The organism is Calothrix sp. CBUCES-K 9914, from assembly GCF_059640475.1.
The window spans coordinates 1-24,556 of sequence record NZ_JBXXZH010000142.1; the positions used below are offsets into that span (position 1 = coordinate 1).

Genomic DNA, 24,556 nt, shown 5'->3' on the forward strand with positions numbered 1-24,556 from the left:
AAATTCTGAACTGTAGCCACGGCGCCGTCGTACTCGTCTAGCACTCTCCTGCATCATTGCTGGACTAGGAACTGGTGGTGGTTCGAGTATTCCTATGTACCAAGGTTCTAATTTTGGTGGCAGTGTCCCAAGTCCTGGTTTCGCTGTCGATAAGGTTAGCACCACATTATTCCAATCTTCACCTGTGTTTTGTGTAACTTCGGCTAAATAACTAAGGTTAAGAGTTTTAGCAGTACTATTAACGCGCACGTCATACAAAGGTTTCCACGCAGCACGCTCAACTATATAAGTTACTTCAATCTCAAATTCTCCAGCACCCACAGGCTCAATGTCTACTGTAAGTTTAAAACTTTCTGCATGTTGCGGCGTTTGAATTTGTCGAAGTTGCTGTTTTAAAGCTTGTAATTCTTTATCAATTTCTTGTTTCCGGTTTTGGCTGTCTCTTGTAGCGATGCCATACTCAGTATATTGACTGCCAAGAAAATTGACAAAATCTAGAGTTTCACTAAGACTAAGATTTTTACGCGATAAACTTTGAGCAAACGGTCTTTCTGTTTTTTCCCGCAATCCTTCAATAAATCGCGCTTGCAGTGATAAACCGTCGATTTGCGCTTGCAAATAACTCATTTCTGATTCTAGCTGCTCAATATGAGTCGTAATTTGGGCAACGCGCGCTTCTTGCGGTTCTAAATTGTATTGATGTTCGACGTTTACAGTACCAACACGTACCGCAACTCGACCTCGACCACCTACTCGTACTGATTCGGGGTCAAGTGTAACTGGTACATGACTAATAACTAATTCGCGCTCCTCTCCCGATAGTTCAATGATTCCTCGACGTATAACTAAAGCTTTATTTGTATAAACTGTAACATCAGTTATCTCAGTTTCTACAATTTTGCTTGACGAAGGCGCCTCAGAATTAACCACTAATATTTCCTCGCTGGTAAGTAACTTCCAGTTTTTCTGTTATTCCACAGTTATTCCACAGTGCTTGGATGACGTTCCTATTTTTTGCTTCTCTACATAAAAACGATTATCGCCTTTATGCAGAAAAAAGTGGCGCCATCCGCAACTGTATTGAAAGTGCGTACTTATAGTTTAGGAAAAACCAAAGCGAACTTCTACCTTTCGACTTCGGCATAAACTCCAGCAGCTTTTTCACCAAACTGTTTAGCAGCATCCAGCATGTACTCGCAATAAGTGCGCGCGACAATCGAAAGCTGTTTACCATTGGGATAAACCATATACCAATCACGTTTGATGGGGAAATGTTCGACATCCAAAATCGTCAAATCTCCGACTGATGGTAGTAAGGTGTGACGTGATAGCACTGATATTCCTAAACCACCTGCAATTGCTTGTTTGATGGCTTCGTTACTTCCTAACTCTAGCTTGACTTTCACGGTGATACCATATTCGTCAAATAGCTTCTGGATCGCACGACGAGTACCCGAACCAGGTTCACGCATGATAAACGGTTCGTCCTCTAACTGCTGGATGGAAATGTTTTTTTCTAAAGCAAGCCGATGATTCTGGGGCGCCACAACAACCATCGGATTTTCCAAAAACGCTTGATAATTGACATCAAGATGTTCAGGTACTTGGCTAAGAATATACAAATCATCCATATTCGCGCTCATGCGTTCGAGAATACCTTCGTGATTTGTCACCTGCAATGCAATATCTATACCTGGGTACAATTGACAAAATGGTCCGAGTAGGCGCGGTATAAAATACTTCGCAGTTGTAATCACAGCCAAGCGTAATTGCCCTTGCTTTAGTCCTTTTAGGTCTGCGACCTTCATCTCAAACTGGGCTATGGTCTCAAAAATTTGACGGCAAGTTGCAAATAATTCCCTTCCTGCCTCAGTCAAATACAGACGTTTACCAACCTGCTCAAATAGCGGCAACCCAACCGACTTAGTGAGCTGCTTAATTTGCATTGAAACAGTCGGCTGCGTCAAAAACAATTCTTCAGCGGCGCGGGTAAAGCTGCCATGACGTGCCGCTGCCTCGAACACCTTTAACTGGTGTAGGGTCGCTTGGTTCAAAGGTTGTTCTCCTCTAATAGCAATTCATACGATATAGCAAGTAGCAATTCCGGATTGAGAAAGCATAATTACTCAGGTTGTCAGCGTGACTAATCTTTCAATTAACCATTTAACAACCATATCGAGTAATCTTACAGCTCAATTGACATCACTATATAACTCTAGTATCACAGAACACTAATAAATAGTGCAGAAGAACCACGACAAATCTGAGTTTTTTCTAACCATAGATAGAGGTCTATGATATTTATATATGATGTTCATATATAATATTAAATTTATTATAGATTTTAATTTATGCAATTTATCAAAATATTGGTATTTCATTTATGAAATAGAACGGTTATTATCAAAAAACAAGTAAAGCGTAAGATGCCTTCCAGCCACAGCAACCTCGACGGAATATCACTTTCTAAATTCAAAGAAATTGAATTTGAGTGAACCCGCCCAGGAACTCTGTGTGTAACGTTGCACACCTGAAAGGAATCAATCTTGGGGGATAGTATGCAAGCGTTGTACTGACCTCGAATCTACTAGGTGTGTACAACGTTTTTTTTACACGGTAATAATATGTAGGTGCCCGTAGTCTTTACAATTCTTCGGTGATTTTCATTGGAAGTTTTGCTAGGTCGGGCAAGTCTTCGGTTTCTGCAACTGGCTGTCTGATATTAAGTGGTATGTTGATAGGCTGACGTTGTTCGACCCAACAAGAAGCAACAGGCAGTGTTTGTTCGAGTTCATCGAGTGGTCGAGGAATAATCATTACTGCATTGAGTTCACCAATACGTTCAGCTTCATTCATTCCAGCTTCGACGGCAACAGCGACATTTGCTACTGAACCGCGAATTATTGCGGTACACAACCCAGCCCCAATTTTCTCATAAGCAGCTAATTGAACATCAGCAGCTTTGAGCATCGCATCAGCGGCGCCAACTAGTGCGGGAAAACCGCGCGTTTCGACGAGACCAATAGCAAGATTACTTAAGCGACTGTAGGAACTTTCCTGTGCAAGCTGACTCAAACGACTATTAATTGGCAATATAACTTCTAAGTTAGGAAAAGGACGGGGAATAACTAAACTGGATACAAATTCATTGAATTGTTTAGCAGTATCTTCACCGCTTTGAACAGCGAGACGAATATCGGCTATTCCACCTCGGATAACAGCAGTGCAGTGACCATCACCGATTTTTTCATAACCAATTAAATGTACACCAGCCGACTTTAGCATCATATCCGCTGTACCAACGATAGCTGGGAAACTGCGTGTTGATACCATTCCCAAGGCTGTATCCTTGAGTAAATCTCGTCGAGGCGATGCCTGATTTGTGCCAATCGAGCGTTGATTATATGCCTCCATCTTTATTTCTCCGGGATACTCGACTTGATAATTAAGTAAGTAGGTGTCATTGGTAACAAATTAATTGGTCGATTTTAGGTCGATGTTAAGAATAATAATAACTACTTACTTAACAAGTAACACTTATTCCGACTCGTCGTCATCTAGCAAAGGTTTATTTAATGCTTGCCGATGGGGAAATAAAGTGACTAGCAGTCGCTGGATACTTGTTTGTCCAGAAATATGAGTACCAAGACTATTTGGGTCAAGGTTAGGCGTCTGCTGGATAGAACTATCTGATGCTTGGGCAACGGAACGGACGCTATCGTTTGTCTGTGGTGGAACCGTACTTGGGTTCAAATCTGGTGAAGTTGAACTCAAACCAGTAATTGGCTGCTTTATTCTACCCGAAGAATTATATCCATTTTGACTGTAGTTATTGTAGCTACTACTGTTATTAGTATTAGGCGCCCATAGGTCGTCTTCAGGTGGAAGTTGTGTTATTTCTTGCTCCTGTTGTGTAGATGTTCTGCTTTCAGTGGGGTTAGACTGAGTAGGGGTGGCAGTTTCAATATCAATAGTGTTGCGACCTTTATCTCCTAACATTGAACCTGGCGCCACAACTTGTCCAGAAGAAACCGAACAATTGAAAACAGTTGTTGCTGCACCAATACAGGCATTGGCACCGATTTTACCGGAACCAACCATCAAAAAACCGGCGCCCAAGCTTGCTCCAGCTTCAATTTCAAGGATACCAGTATCAACTTGGATTATTGAACCCATACCAATACATACCCCAGCACCGATAATAATTTTGCTATTTGGAGCTGCAAAGAGTATCACACCAGGTGCAATGACTGCGCTTGGATGAACTATCACCTCGCCACCAATATAAGATTCAAAGCTACTGCCAAGACGCAGCAGTGGCGGCACTGACATAAAAAATCGTTACCAAAATTAATAAGTGATGAGTGCTGAGTGATGAGTGCTGAGTGCTGAGTGCAACTTGATTTATAGCCAACACTCAGCACTTTCTACTCAGCACTATTATGGACGTTGGATGATTAATTCTAGGATGCGGCGCTTTGCTACGGGGTCAATACCAATTAAGCGCACGTACTCACCTGGGTATTCGGAAAGGAATCCTTCGAGTGCAGCTGCTGCATCGCGTTCTGATTTTGCCTGAATTTGACCACAGCTTTGCCACGAACCTGTACGGAAACGGCGTTGGTCTACGTGTTCAGCGCTAATTTTATACCCACCAGCAGTTAGTTGACGCAGGTGATCCATAACCTCTGGACTTAAGCGCGCGCTTCCACTTGACGAGTTGCTCCGTGACTGTGAAGAAGAATAGCTCGGAGCATAACTTGAACTAGCTGGTTCTTTAGCTGCAAACGACTTCGTGGCGCCATTACTGCTTGGTGCAGTTGAACCGTTAGGACGCTGAATTATTGTTTCAAGGACGCGACGCTTTGCTTTGGCATCAATACCAATCAGACGCACGTACTCACCTTGGTGATTGACCATGCAATCTTCTAAGGCAGAAATGACATCGTTTGCAGAAGTTGATTCTATCGGTTGACAACTTTGCCAAGAACCTGTACGAAAACGTCTTTCATCTACATGTTCAGTACCAATTCGATATCCACCTGCAAGTAGCGAACGAATTTGTTCAACAGTTTCACTACTGATTCGACCGCTACCGTTACTGTTACCGTTGCTGTAACTGGAGCTTGCTGAACCGTAAGTATTACTAACATTGCTAGCATAACTATGATTACTGCTACCGTAGCTATTGCTAGAAGGCGCCTTAAATCCAGTCGTTGTTGCTATAGGTGCTACTACACCGTCAGGACGCTGAATTATTGTCTCCAGAACTCGCCGTTTACCCTTATCAATACCAAACAAACGAACGTACTCACCGCTGTGTTCGACTAAACACGACTCTAATGCAGCAATCGCATCAGAAAGCGAACGCGCCTCAATCGGCTGACAAGAAGCCCATGAACCAGTGCGAAAACGACGCTGGTCTACATGCTCGGTTCCAATCTTAAATCCCTGCTCCAACAAGTAGCGTAACTGTTCTACTGTTTCGGCACCCAATCTATTACCTAACACCTCTTTATTCCCCTCAAAAGCAAAACTAAAACCGTTATTTTGATCCGAGTGAGACTTTGCTGACTCATTCCGAATCGACGCGATACACTTGTTGTCCGCAGCACAAATATAACCAGCACGCAGAGCTTGATTGATACCAACTACATGGTGTGCAAACTCTTTATCAGTACCCTGCACATCTGGCAGACGGTCAGCTTGCTGCTGGCTAGTAATTATTGCACCAGATGGTACATACTTACCTGGCGGAATTTCTACGTCCTGAATCAGCGCGTGCATCATTATGATACAACCGTCCCCAATTCTGGCGTTGAATACCGTTGAACGAAAACCTATAAAACAATTATTTCCTACATAGCAAGGCCCGTGAATCAGTGCCATGTGGGTAATACAGGTATCTTTTCCTACCCATACTGAATACTCTTTTTTGTTGTCGCCAATTACGCGACCTTGTGCCAAGCCGTGTATAACTACACCATCTTGGAGATTCGTATTTTCGCCTATATAAAATGGTGTCCCTTCGTCGGCTCGAACCGAAGTACCTGGTGCAATAATTACGTTGGCGCCTATTTCTACGTCCCCGATGATATGAGAAAAGGAATGTACAAACGCCGTTGCATCGATGTTTGGTTCAGCCAGATTCCTTGACCACGGGGTTGGGGGTGCCGCCTCCAACACACTGCGGACTGCCATTACTTTGTGCCTCCAAAAATTGAGCTATGAGTTGTAAGTTATGAGTAGAGACGTGATTCATCACGTCTATACGAGTTATGAGTTATTAATTATACAGTTCTGAATTATGAGTTATAAGTTGCAAGTCAATAAGCTTTTAACACCTAACACCTAAATCTTAACTCCTAACTAGCACGGCTCACTCAGCACTCAGCACTCAGCACTTTATACTCCTAACTTGATTTGTCTTATCGATATTGGTCTTTTTTGCTATAGATAACGCGGTCTTCGACATGAACTGTGTCGATGATCGCAATAACTGCTGCATCTAAAGGACGCTCTTGGGAACCTTGAATTTGACGTGCGGCACTACCTCGACTAACTAGTACCCACTCATCAACTCCTGCACCAACGCTATCAGAAGCCACTTCATACGATTGCAAGAGTTGTCCATCTTCGTCAACAAATTGTAACAACAGTAGTTTCACACCTCGAAGACTTGGGTCTTTTTGGGTACTAACTACTGTGCCGCGAACCTTGGCTATTTGCATTATGAGTAGAAAGGACTATTTAACTATGGTCTTCTTCCGAAAGGACGAATAGCGTTAACGTTTTCGCGGAACTGTTCTACATCTTCGGTATAGCGAATAGGTAAAACGTACTCTAAGTTTTCGTGAGGACGAGCAATAATGTGTGTAGACAAAACTTGTCCACCATTAACGCGCTTCACATTTTCAACGCCTGCTGCTACAGAGGCTTGCACTTCCGATACATCTCCACGGACTATTACCGTTACACGTCCGCTTCCAATTTTCTCATATCCAACCAAAGTTACACGCGCGGCTTTTACCATCGCATCAGCAGCTTCTACTACTGCTGGAAACCCCAGTGTTTCTACCATTCCGACTGCAATTGACATTTTTTTATCCTTAACCGTCTATGAATAACGTTGTGAAAATTAACGCGCATGGGATAAAAGGATTTTGGATGACAAAATCCTTTCATCCCAAAATCAACTAAGTTCGGAATTGTTCGACCGCTTCGGTGTACCGAATCGGTAGTACATACTCTAGGTTCTCATGTGGGCGTGCAATAATGTGTGTGGATACAACTTCACCACCGTTGACACGACGCGCGGCTTCAATTCCAGCGGCTACCGAAGCTTGAACTTCTGATACGTCACCTCGTACTATCACAGTAACGCGCGCGCTACCGATTTTCTCGTATCCAACTAAGGTTACACGTGCAGCCTTAACCATCGCATCCGCAGCCTCTACAACCGCCGGAAAACCCTTAGTTTCAATCATTCCAACTGCAATTGGCACTTCTCTTGACTCCTACAAAAATTTACGCAACTCTGTACATGGATGAAATTTTCGACGGGGGTGCTTATTTTACCCCACTTAAAAAAGCACTCTCGTTCTTAAGCATAGAAAAGGTTGGCACCCCTGACAAGATAAATCACTATAATACTTTATAATAAAATGGTTTTAAAAAACTTAACTTACTTATATAGAGTATATTTCGAGTCTTCACAGACTACGGATTCCATCAACCGTCCCAACTGAATTATAATTTCTTTATATTGTTAGCTTAACTAGTCCTGTGGATGTGGCAAATCTACCGTGAGGAGGTAGCCGAGTAACGTACATGTCGCTTACTCGTGCTAATTTTTGCTGTTTATTCAAACCCTTAGTAATTTTTTATTCTAAGTATAAGCGTTATTTATGAGATATGTAAGTTAGGTTTCTATTATTTGAAAAATCCTAGCTCTGTTGAGTTGTAGCGCGGAAAGATAAATGTTTATTTATGCGAAGCATAGTAGTATTTTTGACATAAATCCGGCAAAATCTAAGTAATAACAAGCTATTTCAGATAATTCATCCATTGAACACAATTTTAGAACATAGCTTTTAGTTAACTTAGTTTCATTGGCGATGCATTGTTAAAGATAAAGGTAAAAAAGTCAGGAAGTTTAAATGAATCAATTTCTACTATCAACTAGTTGGTGCGTTCCTTTCTATGGCTTAAGTGGAGCGGTATTAACGCTACCTTGGGCAATAGGATTAGTGAGACGCACAGGCCCAAGACCTGCGGCATATTTCAATTTGCTGATGACGGTGCTAGCTTTTGTTCACAGCTTACTTATTTTTAGAGAGATTTGGAACGGTGAGCAGCAAAGTTTGCTTATAACTTGGTTCAAAGCTGCGGATTTTGATTTAACGTTTGCAATTGAAATTTCGACTATTAGTCTTGGAGCATCAGTATTAATTACTTGGTTAAGTTTGCTCGCCCAAATTTATGCCCTAGGGTACATGGAAAAAGACTGGTCATTGGCGCGTTTTTTTGCCTTAATGGGATTTTTTGAAGCAGCGTTAAGTGGTTTAGCAATTAGTGATTCACTATTTTTAAGTTACGCGCTTTTGGAAGTTTTGACATTATCAACGTATCTACTTGTTGGCTTTTGGTACGCACAACCGCTCGTTGTAACTGCCGCGCGTGATGCGTTTTGGACGAAGCGGGTTGGAGACTTGCTACTTTTAATGGCAGTTGTAACGCTTTCTGTAATGGCGGGCAGTTTAAATTTTTCGGACTTGTACGAGTGGGCACAAACGGCAGAGCTATCTCCTGTGGTATCAACTTTACTAGGGCTAGCTTTAATTGCTGGGCCTGCGGGTAAGTGCGCGCAATTTCCCTTACACCTTTGGCTTGATGAAGCGATGGAAGGTCCCAACCCCGCATCGGTCTTACGAAACTCGATGGTTGTTGCTGGTGGCGCCTATTTACTTTACAAGCTTCAGCCAGTACTAGCGCTTTCACCTATAGCATTAAATGCATTAGTTGTCATGGGTTTAGTGACAGCAATTGGTGCAACACTCGTTTCAATTGCCCAAACTGATATAAAACGCGCGTTGTCCCATTCAACGAGTGCGTATATGGGGTTAGTGTTCTTAGCTGTTGGTATGGAACAGGGTGGTGTTGCGCTAATGCTGCTATTAACTCATGCGATAGCCAAAGCGCTGTTATTTATGAGTTCTGGTTCAGTAATTTTCACAACCAGCAGCCAAGATTTAACCGAAATGGGTGGGCTATGGTCAAGAATGCCAGCAACAACGACGGCATTTGTAGTTGGTGCGGCAAGTATGGTGACGATGTTGCCACTTGGTAGTTTTTGGGCAATGCTATCTTGGGCAGACGGTTTAGCGACTATTTCACCGTGGGTAGTTGTAGTATTAGTGTTGGTCAATGGATTGACTGCATTAAATTTGACGCGAGTGTTTCGATTAGTATTCTGGGGTAAACCGCAACAGAAAACCCGACGGGCGCCGGAAGTTGGCTGGCAAATGGCAGTACCAATGGTTTCGTTAACAATACTGAATTTACTAGTACCATTAATGCTTCAACAATGGTACTTACTCCCAGCGTGGGAAAGTATAAATCTAACAGTATTATCGTTACTGGTATCATCTACCGCATTCGGAGTACTAATCGGCTCAACAATTCACCTACACAAAGCATGGTCACGTTCAACTGTACTGACATGGCGATTCGTACAAGACTTGTTAGGGTATGACTTTTACATCGACCGTATATACAAATCAACGATAGTTAGTTTAGTAGCAATACTTTCAAAAATATCAGCATGGAGTGACCGCTACATCATTGATGGGTTAGTTAACTTAGTTGGGTTTGCTGCAATACTTAGTGGACAGGGTTTGAAATACAGCGTATCCGGTCAATCACAAGGTTACATGCTGACCATCATGATTGGAGTTAGCCTATTAGGTTTCTTCATTAGCTGGTCATTAGGTCTTCTTAATAACCTACCGTTTTAAGAAGTAATGAGTGCTAAGTGCTGAGTGCTGAGTGTCATAATTAATTATTTGATTATAACTTTTGACTCTTGATTATAACTCTCGATTGTTAATTTCACTTAGTACTCAGCACTCAGAACTCACTACTCAGCACTCAGAACTCAGCACTTTCTACTTTAATTATGCTCACTGTTTTACTTCTATTACCTTTCATCGGTGCTGCATTAATTGGGTTCTTGCCCATTGAAATGGCGCCAAAACTTTCACGAAAAATAGCTTTAGGTTTTGCTAGCGTTGCTTTTGTGTGGACGCTTCTTTTAGCGGTTTTATTCAATCCGCACAATGTCTCACAGCAGTTTGCTGAGTCTTTTCCCTGGATAGATGCATTAGGTTTGAACTATAATCTTGGTATAGACGGGCTGTCTTTACCACTGTTAGTTTTGAACGCGCTGCTGACGTGCATTGCGATTTACAGCACTAATGAATCTATAAATCGACCGCGATTTTATTATGCGCTACTCTTATTGCTAAATATTGGAGTTACAGGTGCCTTCTTATCGCAAGACTTGCTGTTGTTTTTCCTGTTTTACGAAATTGAATTAATTCCCCTATATTTATTAATCGCAATTTGGGGTGGTCAACGTCGAGGTTATGCAGCAACTAAATTTTTGATATACACAGCTATATCAGGAATTTTGATTTTAGCAAGTTTCCTTGGCATGGTGCTGCTGGGTGGTTCTCACAGTTTTGCGCTTGATAGCTTAAATACAACGACTTTACCGCTCGTAACGCAAATCATTTTACTGGTAGGAATTTTAATCGGCTTTGGTATCAAAATGCCTTTAGTACCTTTTCATACTTGGCTACCCGATGCTCACGTTGAAGCTTCGACACCAGTATCATTACTACTAGCAGGAGTATTATTAAAGCTAGGTACTTATGGCTTACTGCGGTTTGGGATGAACTTGTTGCCTGATGCTTGGACAGCACTGGCGCCGTTTTTAGCGACATGGGCAGTAGTAAGCGTTTTATACGGTTCATCCTGTGCCATAGCTCAGAAAGATATGAAGAAAATGGTGGCCTACAGTTCAGTTGGACACATGGGTTATATAATGCTAGCCGCTGCTGCTGCAACACCATTGAGTATTTTGGGAACAGTATTGCAAATGATAAGCCACGGTTTAATATCAGCATTACTGTTCTTGCTTGTGGGGGTTGTTTATGAAAAAGCAGGTAGTCGTGACTTAGATGTAGTTAAAGGACTCTTCAACCCTGAACGTGGAATGCCAGTAATTGGCACCTTAATGGTTATAGGGATAATGGCAAGTTCTGGAATACCCGGAATGGTAGGCTTTATTTCCGAATTTATTATCTTTCGCGGAAGTTTCGCTGTATTCCCCATACAAACTTTATTATCAATGATTGGGACAGGTTTAACAGCTGTTTACTTCCTGATTTTAATGAACCGCGCGTTCTTCGGTAGATTATCTACACAAGTAATGAATTTACCACGAGTTTACTGGAGTGATCGACTTCCAGCTTTTGTGCTAGCAGTTTTGATTCTCATTTTCGGTATTCAACCTTCATGGTTAATACACTGGACAGAACCAACTACTACTGCAATGGTTAACACCCAAAACGTAGTCGCAACCATTACTAAAGATTAATGCTTTCTGACCGTGAGGTGCGTGACGCTACCAAATGGTTAGCTTTGTTTAAAAATTGTTGATCGCGTCACGCACCCTACACCTTACCCCTTTTTTGAAAAGCTATGGTAACAGCAACAAACAAACTCGATAATTATCCTTTAGCTGAATATGTTAAAAGATTACAAAGTGGTGAGAGTTTACTTCCAGATACACCAGAAAATGTAATGGAAGTCGTTGGTATACTCAAAAGTTACGGTGTAGTTTTAGATGAATATTCTAAAAACTTAATTTACATAGCTGAAAACCAATTTTTAGTATTTTTTCCTTTCTTTAAATACTTTAACGGTGATATTAATAGAAAAAAACTATTTCGTCATTGGTGGCACGACCGTATCAACTTTGAATACGCTGAATATTGCATGAAAGCAATGTATTGGCACGGTGGTGGTGGTTTGGATAGTTATTTAGATACACCAGAGTATCAAGAGCGAGCGAACGCTGTCATTCAAGCAAAATTTCAAAATAACCCTTTGGTTTTAGGTTTAAACACCTTATTTCCAGATTTTCTAACCGAACAATTGCGCGTTTCTGCGTATTATAGTGGGTTGGGACAATTTTGGCGCGTCATGGCTGATATTTTTCTTTCCTTGTCTGACTATTATGACATGGGAATGATTAAAACAATTTCAGATGTGGTAAAGCATGTTAAAGACGGTTTAGTATTTGATGCTAGCAAGCCAATTACTTACTCAGTCAAAATAAAAGGCAAAAAGTACAGCATTCTTCCTAAATCATTAGGTTTAACATTTTTAGCAGATACAGCCATACCCTATGTTGAAGCAGTTTTCTTCAGAGGAACACCTTTCCCTGGTACTGTTTCTTACAACGCTCAAGCTTATCAAATACCTGCCGACCAAGCGCGTTTTCAATACGGCGCCTTATATGCAGACCCTTTACCCATAGGTGGCGCCGGTATTCCTCCAACATTGTTAATGCAGGACATGCGGCACTTCTTACCTGAATACCTCCACGAAAAATACCGTAAAAGTCTTAGAGGAGAAGATGACCTGCGGGTACAAATTTGTATAAGTTTCCAAAAATCAATGTTTTGTGTAACGAGTGCAACAATTTTGGGACTAATGCCTCATCCTGCCGATACGCAAAACCCGGATGAGCAAATGGCAAACCAAGTTTATTTCAAAAAATGGCTCGATAGGTTGCAAAATTCTCGTTTAATAGACGTAAACAAAGAGTAAAAACCGTAGGATAGCTAACCGCCTGTCCGTGCCTATATTGTAGGACAGGCGAGACGCCTATCCTACGGAGAATATTTTTTTACTGTAAATTTTTCATTTAAATTTTGTAACTGATTACAACTCAGTAAAACAATAAGATATTGTAAGGGCACGACATACTCGTGCCTTTTACCTATATATGAAAATATTATTTTTAGACCAAAGTGGCAAACCGGGCGGTGCCGAATTATGTTTAATAGATATAGCTAAACCATATCGTCACAATTGCTTAGTAGGGTTATTCGCTGACGGCTCATTTCGCGACTTGCTTGAAAAAAATCAAATACCTGTAAAAATTCTTACAAACCAAGCGATTCAAGTTCGTAAAGAAAGTACTTTATTACAAGGTTTAGGAAGTTTAGCTCAACTATTACCCTTAATTAACAAAGTTGCAAAAATTGCTCGTGACTATGATTTAATTTATGCTAACACGCAAAAAGCACTCGTTATCGGCGCCATTGCCAGTTTTTTCAGTGGGCGCCCATTAGTGTATCATCTTCACGACATATTATCTCCCGAACACTTCAGCAAAACAAACCGTACTATTGCCGTTACCCTAGCAAACCGTTTTGCGCGCATTATTATAGCAAACTCGGAAGCTAGTAAAACTGCTTTTATTGCAGCAGGAGGACGCGCGGATATAGTAGATGTAATATATAACGGCTTTGACTCAACATCATATCAAGCCAACGAAACTCAAATAAAACAACTTCGTCAAGAATTAGAACTCGAAGATAAATTTGTAATTGGACACTTTAGCCGTTTATCACCGTGGAAAGGACAACATATATTAATAGAAGCAATAGCACAGTCCCCTTCACAAGTTGCAGTTCTTTTAGTAGGTGATGCATTGTTTGGTGAACAAGAATACGTCAAACAACTACACGAACAAGTAGAAAAACTGCAACTTCAAAACCGCGTCAATTTTCTAGGTTTCCGTTCTGACATACCTCAACTAATGTCAGCATGTGACTTAGTAGCACACACTTCAATTGCCGCCGAACCATTTGGTAGAGTTATAGTTGAAGCAATGCTATGTGGAAAACCAGTAGTTGCTGCAAATGCAGGTGGCGCCATAGAAATAGTAGAAAATAATGTAAATGGCTATCTCGTAACACCAGGAGAACCCCAACAACTTGCACAAATTATTACTAACTGCGTCAAAGAACCATCAAAAACCGCCATATTAGCAGAAAATGCACTTCGTAGCGCGCGTTCCAAATTCGATGTAGAAATAATCAACCAGCAAATTGCCCAAGCACTAAGTAAAATATAATTCATCCTTGCTCTTGTTCTTGTGGAGCGGGCATCCCTGCCCGCCTCTTATAATTTTATATAGAAGGACGCAAACACGTCCCTATCAGTTAGGGGAACTTGCATCGTGTTTTGCACGTATCAAAGCTTGGTGTTCGGAAATTGAGTCCGCGCGCTTTGGTGTTCCAATTATACTTAGCGAAAGTTTACTTTACTTATCACTACTTATAAAACAAGAAGTACATACCTCAGAATTTATTCAGTTACATCAATTAGTGCTTTCTTGGCAACAACGTTGGTCTGCAATTATCTCTAAACCAGATGAAATTGCTCTAGTTATTGCTACAAGCGCTTCCTGGAGTAATCGTATTTTAGATATGTCTGGTTTACTTAACTCCGAGACAGAAAGTGTAACAATATTATAGTTTATCACTACTAAATGCAAAAGTTCCCGACTCGGCGAAGTCGGGAATCTAAATATCTAGGTAATTTGATTTAAAGTTTTACAAACCAACGAACTCGCGCGATTCTAAATCGGTAAGTTGCTGTGTTATCTTTAAACGTGCTTCTAGCTTGGCAACGCTAAATTGATTTCGTAGATACTCTAAATGTGCGAGAGCATTCGCTTTTTCTGTTACTAGCCGAATTTGAGCATCAAGTGCTTTTTGATACTCTGGATTTACGAGCAATACTTCAAAGCGGCGTGCTTTGCGTTGAGCATCGTTTTTCATGTCCATATCGAATGAGGAAATTCGATCGGCGGCACCTTCAAAACGGTTAATTTGTAATTGTACAGCCATTAACTGTGAGTCAATCTCGTTTAATCTTTGAAATGCTTGAGCAATAGCAGATGGATAATGAGTAAGTTGCATCATATAAATAAAAGTAAAAAGTAATGAGGGCTGAGTGCTGAGTAGAATTAGAAGTGCCAACTAAGCACGAGCGCACTTTCTACTCAGCACTGTATTATGCTGCTTCGCGTAGTTGTGGTTTTTCGGTGACTTCTGCAAGGTTTATAGTTAATTGTTCTACCTGGGGGGCATTTGCTTGTTCTAAAACCTGCACGTCTATATTGACGCTAACTAAATAACTTCCTGCTTTGTCGCCAACTGCATCGGCGATTAATTTGGCTATATCCGGACGTTTAGCAGTTAACGGGTCGCGTAATATACATCTATCCCATTCGTGCTTGGCTATCGGATTGAGGCTAAGAATATAGTGCTTTATCATAAAAAATTCATTGAGATGTGTGTTTGCATCTTCAGTCCAAGGGGAAAAAACGCAACGCGCAATTTTTGCTTTTCCCCTTTTCAGGGTGATTGAGTAGAGGAGTAGTACTCAATCCTCTCCTGTAATGCCGGAGAATGCCTTCCCTACTCGAAGTAATGTTAGCCTCGGCAAAGTTATCAGTCGGTACTATCCAAGTGGCACTTTCTTAACTTCGATACGAATGTTTAACCACTTGGTTCTAGAGTCACGGAACTGGCTACGCATCCCGGAGTAGGAACTTTAACACTTGCTGATAACGTAGTTCATTTAAGAACTTAACCTGGTCAACTAATTATAAAAACTGCGAACTTCCAGCTAGGCTAAAAGTTTTATGTCTTTATACCGAAGTTGTTGACCGGACTAACCCTCGCTTCACTCTTGTCTTTGAGCTTGTGAATGCAGTTGCTACAAAGCTTTTGGCTGTTTTTAAGCTTTATAATCACTACTCCTCTATTATAGTACAAAAATACCTTGGTGTGTAGGTTTTGAGGAATTATTTTTCGGTGTAAATTTGTGTTTTAGTGATTGCCGTTGGGTGTTTGAGCATCATTGATCCAAACAGCTTGTTGTGGAATGGGGATAAAAATTCCTGCTTTATCAAAGGCTATTTTGAGACGGCGCCTAAATTCTCTGGCAACATCCCATTGTTTAAGTGGCTGGGTTTTAATCCACACACGGATAATTAGACCACGTTCGCCAAAGTTATCGACACCTAAGACTTTAGGAGTTTCAATAATTTGTGCTTGCCATGCTGGGTCTAAGTCCATGTCTACTGCCACAGTTTCGATTAATTTTAAAGCTTGGCTAATATCGGTGTTGTAGGCAACAGGGACACTTAAGTCCGCGCGCGACCAACGACTGGAAAGATTGGCAACGATTTTAATTTCGCCGTTAGGGATAGTAATTAAACGACCTTCTGCGTCACGTATCTGAGTAATACGCAGGTTTATATTTTCGACTAGACCACTTACATTGTTTAACGCAATGACATCACCCAAAGCATACTGGTCTTCGAGAATAATCAGAAAGCCATTAATTGCGTCTTTAATGAGATTTTGTGAAGCGAGGGACACTGCGACGCCAACTAAGCTAACACCTGCTAGTAAAGGAACAATATTAATACCAAAAGAAATTAAAGTCAGGAGAATCCCAACTCCTACCCAAATAATTGTGATAATACTTTTGGTGACGCCAGATATAGTAGAAACACGTAATTGTAAGCGTTCAGGAGTTTCTGGGTTTAATAAACCACTGCTAACTATTACCGAAGTAAAGCGGTCTATTAAAGCATAACTTAAACGAATCGCCACATAAGTACCTAGTGCAACAATACCTAATGCAAAAGGAATTTGTGCGGCTCTCAGAATAATTACCTGCAACATTCGTGTGTACGGAAATAAGCCTAAAATAACAAAGGCGCCACTTCCCCATACTCCTGTATGTGCTAACTGAAAAAGTCGGCGCCTAACTTCTTTGATATTTTTATGTTGTTGTTGCTTTAGTTGTGTAGATATCGGCGCCTCGGTTGGTGCTGGTATAGTTGACTGTAAAGCTTTCCTTTTTAAACGACATTCCCAGCAATGAATAGCCCAACTGACAATAATAACACTGGCGCCTATTCCTACTGCAATTAAACCCTGCTGAATTAAAAAATCTCTTGAGCGTTCCTGCTTTGCCTGTATCAATTCATCGCGCAATATTTGAGTAATTTGATTTGCTGCCGTTTGTAAATCTACCTGTAGTAACTCTGCATCATTAGAAGTAATCGTCATTAAGTAGCGGTTGTTGACGTATATTACAGGCAAACCATTTAGAGTCCGATATTCCACCTTTGCTTCTGTTGCGGATGACTCAAAATAACCGCGACTAACTCCGAAAAGATTTTGCTGGACATTTTCTAACCTATCTACAAGCGTCGCTCTAGTTGCTGCTAATTGAAATAAGCGACGACCATCTAAATAAACCCAGCCATTAACGATTCTATTTTCAAAGTCATCATTCGAGCTAATAGGAGTTAGTAAATTAGGTAACAAATTGATTTGACCTGTAGCTTTTGGTACAGTAAAAAAAGTTACAACAGCGATTGAACTAGCGACTGCCAAAAATCTAAACCGCATTACTACTCCTTGATTAACGAGTTATGGAGTATGCCCTTGCTTGTGAACGATGCTCCATTAACTTTAGTAAATATACTCATAACAAGCCTTAACATCATTAACCTTTAGAAAGAAAAAAACTTTTAGAAGCAAAGTGAAGTAGTTAATCCCCCTAAATCGCCCTTAATAAGGGGAACTTTAAGAGGTTTTTAGCCTGCCTTATCAAAGGTGGTTGGGGGGATCAAATTCAAAGTCTACGCAGTATTGCAATCTCAGTATATTTACGGTCACAAAAGTTAAAGTTATGAAAAAGAAGTATAGATAACATTGACAATACGACCATCAAACGGCAAGCTAGTGCATGGAAGCCATCGACTGAAAAAGTAAAGTACTACTAACTTTCTCAATCATGGACTACCCTAGTAGAGAGCGTAATTAATACGCCGCATTTTCACATTAAATTGAGGAATTATTTAATGACTGCAACATCTCCCCGACTAAAGCACGAGGTTAAAGACCTCGCCCTAGCTTCCTTGGGAAGACAGCGCATTGAGTGGGCTGGACGTGAAATGCCAGTTCTCAAACAAATTCGCGACCGTTTTGAAAAAGAGAAGCCTTTCGCTGGTATTCGTATTTCGGCTTGTTGTCACGTAACCACCGAAACAGCACATTTGGCAATTGCCTTAAAAGCAGGTGGCGCCGATGCAATTTTAATTGCTAGTAACCCACTTTCAACACAAGACGACGTAGCAGCGAGCTTAGTTGAAGATTATGGTATTCCTGTTTTCGCTATTAAAGGCGAAGATGAAGCAACCTATAGTCGTCACGTACAAATCGCACTAGACCACCGTCCAAACATCATCATTGATGACGGTTGTGACGTAGTAGCAACATTAATTCAACAGCGTCCCCATCAAATCGCTGACCTGATTGGTACCACAGAAGAAACCACCACAGGTATTGTACGTTTACAAGCGATGTTAAAAGATGGCGTTCTTACTTTCCCAGCAATGAACGTCAACGACGCTGACACAAAGCATTTCTTCGATAACCGTTACGGTACAGGCCAATCCACCTTAGACGGTATCATCCGCGCGACCAACGTATTACTAGCTGGTAAAACAGTAGTAGTCGCAGGTTACGGTTGGTGCGGTAAAGGTACAGCACAACGTGCTTCTGGACTTGGAGCAAACGTAGTTGTTACAGAAATCGACCCAGTAAAAGCAATTGAAGCTGTAATGGACGGTTTCCGTGTTCTACCAATGGCACAAGCGGCGCCTATAGGTGACTTATTCATCACCGTAACAGGTAACAAACACGTTATTCGTGGCGAACACTTCGACGCTATGAAAGATGGCGCCATTGTTTGTAACTCCGGTCACTTCGACATCGAAATAGACCTCAAATCACTTGCAAACAAAGCAAGAGAAATTAAAGACGTTCGTCCTTTCACCCAAGAATACAAACTTACCAGCGGCAAATCAGTAGTTGTATTAGGAGAAGGTCGCTTAGTCAACCTAGCAGCAGCAGAAGGACACCCCAGCGCTGTAATGGATATGAGCTTCGCTAACCAAGCAATGGGCGCCGAATACCTAGTTAAAAACAAAGGTAAACTGCAACCAGGTATCCATTCCATCCCCGCTGACGTAGACAAAGAAATCGCGCGGTTGAAACTACAAGCAATGGGTATCACCGTAGACACCCTCACCCCCGACCAAATTGAATACACCAACTCCTGGACATCAGGAACATAATTCATAAACCACATAAATATAGAGACGCGATTAATCGCGTCTCTACAATGCATGATTTTAAGGATGGGCACTTGCTCATCCTTTTATTATGCGTAGGTTGGGTGGAGCGACAGCGGAACCCAACATATACACAACATGAATTAAGCTGGACATTATAATAATATATATAGTATTTGTAAATTATTGTCTTCGTTCCTACCCGCATAGCATAGGGTTAAAAACCCCTATGCTAATAGCGCAAGTCCTCTAAAAGAGGACTAAGAAATCATTGTTCTTTTAGCTATTATATATTATTTATCTTGTAGTTTGTACTTCAAGGTGCAAAATATAAGCTTATCAGACAAGGCTGTTATGATTTATAAACATGTAATTTAAAAATATTTTAATTTAACCAAAAACTTTTTTGCAGAGGAGGTTTTAGAAAAGGTATTAGCATCAGTAAACTTTTTAATCACTCAGGAATTTAATGGCATCCAAAACCTTGCAATAGAATTTAGCCCTGGATTATGTGACATAGTAGAATATATTAATAATTACTGCGGCACCCCAAGCTCATATTATGATGAAGACACTGGCATTGAATATGAAATAGATAGGGGAACACGTGAGGAATATTCACTTCCAGAATATCCTAAAAACGAAGATTTTAGAAATTTATACCATTGGTTAGAATTGTTTTTAAATGACTTAGTAGTGTATGCTATCGGCGCCAATTCTAATACCGAATTTAATATATATGTTCTTGGATACACACAAGAGGGTGATTTAGCTGGAGTATTGATAGATGTTAAACTAAATCCGTAATTAAAAAATTATATAAATTAATCTCACTTATATTATGATAAAATAGGCAAGAGTTAAAAAGACTTATGCCGAGAAAGATTCGAGAATTTAAAGCTGAGATTCAGCGTGAGGGGTTTATTTATCTACCAAAACGCGGAAAAGGTAGTCACGAGCGTTGGCGACATACTTTACTTAGAAAAACATTAACTATTCCTGGTAAAGATGGAGATGATGTGCCACGCTATCTAGAGAAAGAGTTAGAAAAACTATTAGCTGAACTTCAAGAAATGCGAGAGGACGAAGACTCATGAATCGATATAGTATGGTTATTCAGTGGAGTGATGAAGATGAGCTTTTTCTAGTTACTATTCCAGAGTTTAGTGAGCGTGTCGTTATGCCTTGTACCCACGGTAAAACTCGTGAAGAAGCCATTAGTAACGGAGAAGAAGTAATCGAAATGTATTTAGAAGCTTGGCAAACAGAAGGTGAACCTATCCCCGAACCTTCTACACTTCAGTTAGCTTAACAAGTAACAAAGATAAATAAATGCGGTTAAGTAGCAATAGTAACCAATAACACAAAGTAATTTTACTTCTTCTACGGTAACAGTTTTATCACTTACTTGCAACCTAACCGCGTCTATCAACCTACTGTAACCCAACATGCTCCTTATACTTTCTGAAGTGAGTGCTTAGAAGCTTCTGCTTCATAGGATTTAATGATAACTTGTGATAATTTATCCAAGTCGTCTACAGAAGAAATAGTAATTTTGGATATAACTTCTGATGCTGAAGAAGGTACTTCTTGAATTGCAAATTCTGGTGTTACAGATTTTGCTTCTTCTGGACTTAATCGAGCAATAAATGTTTTTTTAGAAGAAGACAAGTAAAAACGGAGAAACCACCAAGTCGTTTTACCAAGATGAATACTAAAATAAGATTCTGTATCTTTATAGTATATATCATTCTGATAATTTTTGGAGGTAGTGACAATACTCCTAATTTTATCAAAAGCTCTAAGTTCTTCTTCTGTTGTTATAATTTTCGATTCTTCGGTAACTGTAGCATTATTTATTTCCGAAGTGTCTAATTCTTGAGTTTCTTCTGTGTTTGTGGTTTCGCTCAATTGAATAATCTCTTGACTTAATGAGCGTGTCATTAATTCGACTAAACTGCCTTGAATAGATTTTTTAACAATCGGTTTAAACTTTTCAATCACTTTATTGGTAATTTTACCTTGTACCTGATAGTTAGGCGCCACTTTACCTAGTTCACCCACTAAAAAGCGAATAAATTCTTCAGATGGAGAACGTAGAAGATGACCGACTAGCTGAGTCATTCCTTTGACATACACCATTTCTTCAGCATACTGGTTAATCGATGCTACATCAAAATTATCTCTATGGAATAACTTTAGATTCTCTATATCTTTATTATCGTACTCAAGAATATTAAAAGTGAAAAACGGCTCCTTGTCCATGACATTTTTGTCACGCAAGTCTGTAAAGAAACGATACTCAATACCATTGGTTACTATAGCAACCTTAGTTGTTATAAGACCATTGAAATAACGACTAAGCTGACCATCATGAGCTTCAGCTTTTTGTCCACGAGCTTTTGCTTCTACAAGCATTACAATACTACCGTTAATGGCTATTGCATAATCGACTTTCTCAAACTGTCCTGCTTTTCTAATAGCAAAATCTGCTATATATTCAGGTTTAACTTCACTTGGGTCATAAACATCATAACCAAGAGTGCTTAAAAAAGGTACAATGAGCGCCATTTTTGTCGCTTCTTCTCCTACAACTTGTTCTGCTCTATTACGGACTCTTTCTGACAACTTAGCAATATCTTCTGTAAATGCCATTTTCAACCTTAATATATAATTTAAATACAAGTACATTAATTTTTAGGCATTTAGAGAGAAACTTAAATGCCTAAAATGATTGTGTCAATTCTAACCAAGAAAAAATATAGCCAGGATATATTTTTGTACTACACCATTGCCCTGCTTTGCAAGCTCCGAAACATTTTGCTGTGTCATGATTAGTAGAACTTTAATTTGAAAAAATTGTTCTAATCTAAATATTCCCCATTTAAAGACATCATTAACACTATTTAGAAAATTTCAGTTATATTACTGCTTTTATACGTATTTTCAGTACAAGAATACCATTAATTTTAGGAAGAAGCCGAATTTTTACGCTGCAACTGCTGATGTAAGCTCACTTTCGTCTCACAATCATTCTCCAGCTAACCTGTTTCGACTTTATGGTTAAAAACTAAGCTACTATGTTGGTAGGAAGACTTTTACCACCATTAGTAGGAATATGAACGTAGAGAAATTATTTATGTTCCTTGCCACCATCCTAGTGGAGTTTATTTACAGGCACCAATTCTGACAAGGCGCCACACAATACTTATACTAAACACTATCTCGTCGCAAAACCTGTATATTCCCTGACTCTCGGATTGCGGAAACCAAGTACAATATCGCTTTTTGGAATACCTGCTGCTAGTAAATCGTTGGCGACACCTTCCTCTGTATCATCATATTGAATCCAAACTTTGTCACCAATTAAATCAATATGTATAGGAGTCGTGTGTAAGTAACTATGTTTATCCCAACCAACATCTAAAACTAAATAACGCCCTCGCTCATCGTCAAATATAACTTGAGAATCATAGCAATCTGGTATTGATGCGCGATATTCTGCGTTTTCTATTAATATTTTTTTGATTATCTCTTGGTACTTCAATCTGGTATCCATTGAACTATTTCCTCCGTTATGTCATCGAATACAACTAGTTTAATAATTTCGTTCTTTAATAGTACTTGTCCTAACTCTATATTAAACACACTACTAAAAGTTGTTGCGGTTACGGCTAGGTATAATTCTCTATTATCACCTATCTCGTTTAAAACTTGACGATATAAAACGTATTGCCCTAGAGCTTGCTCTAAATCCTTAACTTCTGATTCACCAACGAAACTCTTGACTTCAACAAGAATTTTTTTAATTCCTTTTTCCACACTAATTAAACGTTCTGCTCCTAAATCAATAGATAAACGCTTATTACCTATTTTAAGAGGGAACTGCTCACGGGTAACTGTCCAGCCTGCTTTCTGTAAAGCTAGTTTAAATGTATCATGGTAGATATCTTTTCTTGGCATATACGTTTCAAATATTCATTATTATATACATTTATCTTTAGTTGTACGCTTGTTAAGGTCACTTGGCTAACTTCACTGTAGGAGAATAGCATAGTGCCGTAAAACATGAGCTTCCAATTCTTAAGCTGAAGTTGATATAGTAGCTAACCTGTTTTGACTTCAGGGTCAAAAACTAAGCTACTATATTGGTAGGAAGAGTTTTGCTACCAATAGTATGAACATGAATGTAGAAAAATTATCTATTTCCTTGCCACCATCCTTAGTGGAGTTTATTGAAAACTATAAACTGAGCAAAGGATGTAAGTCCCGTTCTCAAGTAATTGAAGAAGCTTTGGAATTACTGCGAGACCGAGAACTAGAAGAAGCTTATCGACTAGCTTCATCTGAGGTTGACAGTGCTTGGGATGTGACAGTCGCGGATGGATTAGCTGATGAGACGTGGTGATATTTTTTACGCTGACCTTAGTCCTGTGGTGGGTTCAGAAATGGGCAAACGTCGTCCGGTCTTGATAGTAAGCAATAATGCAAATAATCGTGCTTCTACCACAGTGACAATTTTACCGTTGACTTCTAACGTGACGCGCGTCTATCCATTTGAGGTTTTAATTTCCTCAGAGGATAGTAATTTATCTAGACCTTCTAAAGTACAAGCGCAACAAGTACGGACAATTTCTAAAGAACGTATAACTAGCGAGGTTGTGGGTAGTTTAAGCGAAGAGTTGATGGTTTTAGTTGATGCTGCGTTAAAATTACACTTGGGACTCGGTTTATAATTTGTGCGACTAATATTATGAGAGAATAGGCAATCATGTCAAACACTTATGCCGAGAAAGATTCGAGAATTCAAAGCCTCCTATTGAGCATGAGGAGTTTATTTATCTGCCAAAGCGCGGAAAAAGTAGCCATGAACGTTGGCGCCATCCTTTGCTAAAAAAACATTAACAATTCCAGGTAAAGATAGAGATGATGTACCACGCTACTTGGAAAAAGAGTTACAAAAACTACTAGCAGAACTTCAAGATATACAGGAGGACAAAGATTAATGAATCGGTATAGTATGATTCTTCAGTGGAGCGATGAAGATGAGCTTTTTCTAGTTACCATCCCAGAGTTTAGCGAGCGCGTTGTTATCCCTTGTACCCACGGTAAAACTCGTGAAGAAGCCATTTGTAATGGAGAAGAAGTCATCGAAATATATTTGGAAGCTTGGGAAGCAGAAGGTGAACCTATTCCCAAGCCTTCTACCCTTCAAGCTGCTTAACGGTTTTGTATATCGATTATGAT

General features: G+C 40.0%; 27 protein-coding genes. 13 read left to right on the forward strand and 14 right to left on the reverse strand.

Annotated features, from left to right (window positions below; all coding sequences use genetic code 11):
- The 8 genes from AC2JBO_RS26975 to AC2JBO_RS27010 all read right to left on the reverse strand — a co-directional run.
- The coding region (locus AC2JBO_RS26975; RefSeq protein WP_496956710.1) for a mucoidy inhibitor MuiA family protein at positions 1 to 930 on the reverse strand (930 nt) is incomplete at its 3' end.
- 194 nt (positions 931 to 1,124) lie between these two features.
- Entirely contained in the window at positions 1,125 to 2,054 is a 930-nt protein-coding gene (locus AC2JBO_RS26980; RefSeq protein WP_496956711.1) for a LysR family transcriptional regulator, read from the reverse strand.
- 589 nt (positions 2,055 to 2,643) lie between these two features.
- Entirely contained in the window at positions 2,644 to 3,414 is a 771-nt protein-coding gene (gene ccmO, locus AC2JBO_RS26985; protein WP_496956712.1) for a beta-carboxysome assembly protein CcmO, read from the reverse strand.
- A 123-nt stretch (positions 3,415 to 3,537) separates the two neighbouring features.
- On the reverse strand, positions 3,538 to 4,332 hold the full coding sequence (gene ccmN / locus AC2JBO_RS26990) for a beta-carboxysome scaffolding protein CcmN (RefSeq protein WP_496956713.1): 795 nt from the start codon (positions 4,330 to 4,332) through the stop codon (positions 3,538 to 3,540).
- Positions 4,333 to 4,440: 108 nt separating this feature from the next.
- Positions 4,441 to 6,201, reverse strand: coding sequence for a beta-carboxysome scaffolding protein CcmM (ccmM, locus tag AC2JBO_RS26995; protein ID WP_496956714.1), 1,761 nt, complete (start codon positions 6,199 to 6,201; stop codon positions 4,441 to 4,443).
- A gap of 227 nt (positions 6,202 to 6,428) precedes the next feature.
- Positions 6,429 to 6,731, reverse strand: a complete 303-nt coding sequence (ccmL, locus tag AC2JBO_RS27000) for a beta-carboxysome shell vertex protein CcmL (RefSeq protein ID WP_496956715.1) — start codon at positions 6,729 to 6,731, stop codon at positions 6,429 to 6,431.
- Between the two features lie 23 nt (positions 6,732 to 6,754).
- Positions 6,755 to 7,099 carry a carbon dioxide-concentrating mechanism protein CcmK gene (locus tag AC2JBO_RS27005; protein WP_019494518.1) on the reverse strand — a complete coding sequence of 115 codons (345 nt, stop codon included), beginning with the start codon at positions 7,097 to 7,099 and terminating at the stop codon, positions 6,755 to 6,757.
- 97 nt (positions 7,100 to 7,196) lie between these two features.
- Complete coding sequence (locus tag AC2JBO_RS27010; RefSeq protein ID WP_010995042.1) at positions 7,197 to 7,505, reverse strand: carbon dioxide-concentrating mechanism protein CcmK; 309 nt, start codon at positions 7,503 to 7,505, stop codon at positions 7,197 to 7,199.
- A gap of 654 nt (positions 7,506 to 8,159) precedes the next feature.
- Here AC2JBO_RS27010 and AC2JBO_RS27015 point away from each other — a divergent pair.
- The 5 genes from AC2JBO_RS27015 to AC2JBO_RS27035 all read left to right on the forward strand — a co-directional run bounded on the left by AC2JBO_RS27015 (position 8,160) and on the right by AC2JBO_RS27035 (position 14,618).
- Positions 8,160 to 10,016, forward strand: coding sequence for an NAD(P)H-quinone oxidoreductase subunit F (locus AC2JBO_RS27015; RefSeq protein WP_496956716.1), 1,857 nt, complete (start codon positions 8,160 to 8,162; stop codon positions 10,014 to 10,016).
- Between the two features lie 161 nt (positions 10,017 to 10,177).
- The gene (locus AC2JBO_RS27020; RefSeq protein WP_496956717.1) at positions 10,178 to 11,662 is read left to right on the forward strand and encodes an NADH-quinone oxidoreductase subunit M; all 1,485 of its coding nucleotides are present in this window, start codon (positions 10,178 to 10,180) and stop codon (positions 11,660 to 11,662) included.
- Positions 11,663 to 11,766: 104 nt separating this feature from the next.
- A complete protein-coding gene (locus AC2JBO_RS27025) occupies positions 11,767 to 12,900 on the forward strand; it encodes a CO2 hydration protein (protein ID WP_496956718.1) in 1,134 nt (377 codons plus the stop codon).
- 178 nt (positions 12,901 to 13,078) lie between these two features.
- Positions 13,079 to 14,215, forward strand: coding sequence for a glycosyltransferase (locus AC2JBO_RS27030; RefSeq protein WP_496956719.1), 1,137 nt, complete (start codon positions 13,079 to 13,081; stop codon positions 14,213 to 14,215).
- Between the two features lie 7 nt (positions 14,216 to 14,222).
- The gene (locus tag AC2JBO_RS27035; RefSeq protein WP_496956720.1) at positions 14,223 to 14,618 is read left to right on the forward strand and encodes a hypothetical protein; all 396 of its coding nucleotides are present in this window, start codon (positions 14,223 to 14,225) and stop codon (positions 14,616 to 14,618) included.
- A gap of 78 nt (positions 14,619 to 14,696) precedes the next feature.
- Here the strand turns inward: AC2JBO_RS27035 and AC2JBO_RS27040 are convergent, their stop codons facing one another.
- The 3 genes from AC2JBO_RS27040 to AC2JBO_RS27050 form a co-directional block, all read right to left on the reverse strand.
- Positions 14,697 to 15,068 (reverse strand): hypothetical protein, encoded by a 372-nt coding sequence (locus AC2JBO_RS27040; RefSeq protein WP_496956721.1) that lies wholly within the window; start codon positions 15,066 to 15,068, stop codon positions 14,697 to 14,699.
- A 91-nt stretch (positions 15,069 to 15,159) separates the two neighbouring features.
- On the reverse strand, positions 15,160 to 15,423 hold the full coding sequence (locus tag AC2JBO_RS27045; RefSeq protein WP_496956722.1) for a hypothetical protein: 264 nt from the start codon (positions 15,421 to 15,423) through the stop codon (positions 15,160 to 15,162).
- 557 nt (positions 15,424 to 15,980) lie between these two features.
- Entirely contained in the window at positions 15,981 to 17,579 is a 1,599-nt protein-coding gene (locus AC2JBO_RS27050) for a mechanosensitive ion channel family protein (protein WP_496956723.1), read from the reverse strand.
- A 455-nt stretch (positions 17,580 to 18,034) separates the two neighbouring features.
- Between AC2JBO_RS27050 and ahcY the strand changes: the two genes are divergently transcribed.
- The 4 genes from ahcY (at position 18,035) to AC2JBO_RS27070 (ending at position 20,621) form a co-directional block, all read left to right on the forward strand.
- Positions 18,035 to 19,312, forward strand: a complete 1,278-nt coding sequence (gene ahcY, locus AC2JBO_RS27055) for an adenosylhomocysteinase (RefSeq protein ID WP_496956724.1) — start codon at positions 18,035 to 18,037, stop codon at positions 19,310 to 19,312.
- A gap of 588 nt (positions 19,313 to 19,900) precedes the next feature.
- A complete protein-coding gene (locus tag AC2JBO_RS27060) occupies positions 19,901 to 20,116 on the forward strand; it encodes a nuclease A inhibitor family protein (protein ID WP_496956734.1) in 216 nt (71 codons plus the stop codon).
- A gap of 65 nt (positions 20,117 to 20,181) precedes the next feature.
- Positions 20,182 to 20,406: a type II toxin-antitoxin system HicA family toxin gene (locus tag AC2JBO_RS27065; RefSeq protein WP_496956725.1), complete on the forward strand. Its 225-nt coding sequence runs from the start codon at positions 20,182 to 20,184 to the stop codon at positions 20,404 to 20,406.
- Positions 20,403 to 20,621 carry a type II toxin-antitoxin system HicB family antitoxin gene (locus AC2JBO_RS27070; RefSeq protein ID WP_496956726.1) on the forward strand — a complete coding sequence of 73 codons (219 nt, stop codon included), beginning with the start codon at positions 20,403 to 20,405 and terminating at the stop codon, positions 20,619 to 20,621. The genes AC2JBO_RS27065 and AC2JBO_RS27070 overlap by 4 nt, the downstream gene beginning before the upstream one ends.
- Before the next feature lie 143 nt (positions 20,622 to 20,764).
- On the opposite strand, the gene AC2JBO_RS27075 is transcribed toward AC2JBO_RS27070, so the two are convergent.
- The 3 genes from AC2JBO_RS27075 to AC2JBO_RS27085 form a co-directional block, all read right to left on the reverse strand.
- Complete coding sequence (locus tag AC2JBO_RS27075; RefSeq protein ID WP_496956727.1) at positions 20,765 to 21,964, reverse strand: type I restriction endonuclease; 1,200 nt, start codon at positions 21,962 to 21,964, stop codon at positions 20,765 to 20,767.
- Between the two features lie 565 nt (positions 21,965 to 22,529).
- A complete protein-coding gene (locus tag AC2JBO_RS27080; RefSeq protein WP_496956728.1) occupies positions 22,530 to 22,868 on the reverse strand; it encodes a XisI protein in 339 nt (112 codons plus the stop codon).
- Positions 22,853 to 23,272 (reverse strand): element excision factor XisH family protein, encoded by a 420-nt coding sequence (locus AC2JBO_RS27085; protein WP_496956729.1) that lies wholly within the window; start codon positions 23,270 to 23,272, stop codon positions 22,853 to 22,855. Before AC2JBO_RS27085 ends, AC2JBO_RS27080 begins: the two co-directional genes overlap by 16 nt.
- A 220-nt stretch (positions 23,273 to 23,492) precedes the next feature.
- Between AC2JBO_RS27085 and AC2JBO_RS27090 the strand changes: the two genes are divergently transcribed.
- The 4 genes from AC2JBO_RS27090 (at position 23,493) to AC2JBO_RS27105 (ending at position 24,533) form a co-directional block, all read left to right on the forward strand.
- A complete protein-coding gene (locus tag AC2JBO_RS27090) occupies positions 23,493 to 23,717 on the forward strand; it encodes a ribbon-helix-helix domain-containing protein (RefSeq protein ID WP_496956730.1) in 225 nt (74 codons plus the stop codon).
- On the forward strand, positions 23,704 to 24,045 hold the full coding sequence (locus AC2JBO_RS27095) for a type II toxin-antitoxin system PemK/MazF family toxin (protein ID WP_496956731.1): 342 nt from the start codon (positions 23,704 to 23,706) through the stop codon (positions 24,043 to 24,045). Before AC2JBO_RS27090 ends, AC2JBO_RS27095 begins: the two co-directional genes overlap by 14 nt.
- Positions 24,046 to 24,183: 138 nt before the next feature.
- Positions 24,184 to 24,315, forward strand: coding sequence for a hypothetical protein (locus AC2JBO_RS27100; RefSeq protein ID WP_496956732.1), 132 nt, complete (start codon positions 24,184 to 24,186; stop codon positions 24,313 to 24,315).
- On the forward strand, positions 24,315 to 24,533 hold the full coding sequence (locus AC2JBO_RS27105) for a type II toxin-antitoxin system HicB family antitoxin (RefSeq protein ID WP_496956733.1): 219 nt from the start codon (positions 24,315 to 24,317) through the stop codon (positions 24,531 to 24,533). Before AC2JBO_RS27100 ends, AC2JBO_RS27105 begins: the two co-directional genes overlap by 1 nt.
- The last annotated feature ends 23 nt before the right edge of the window (positions 24,534 to 24,556 follow it).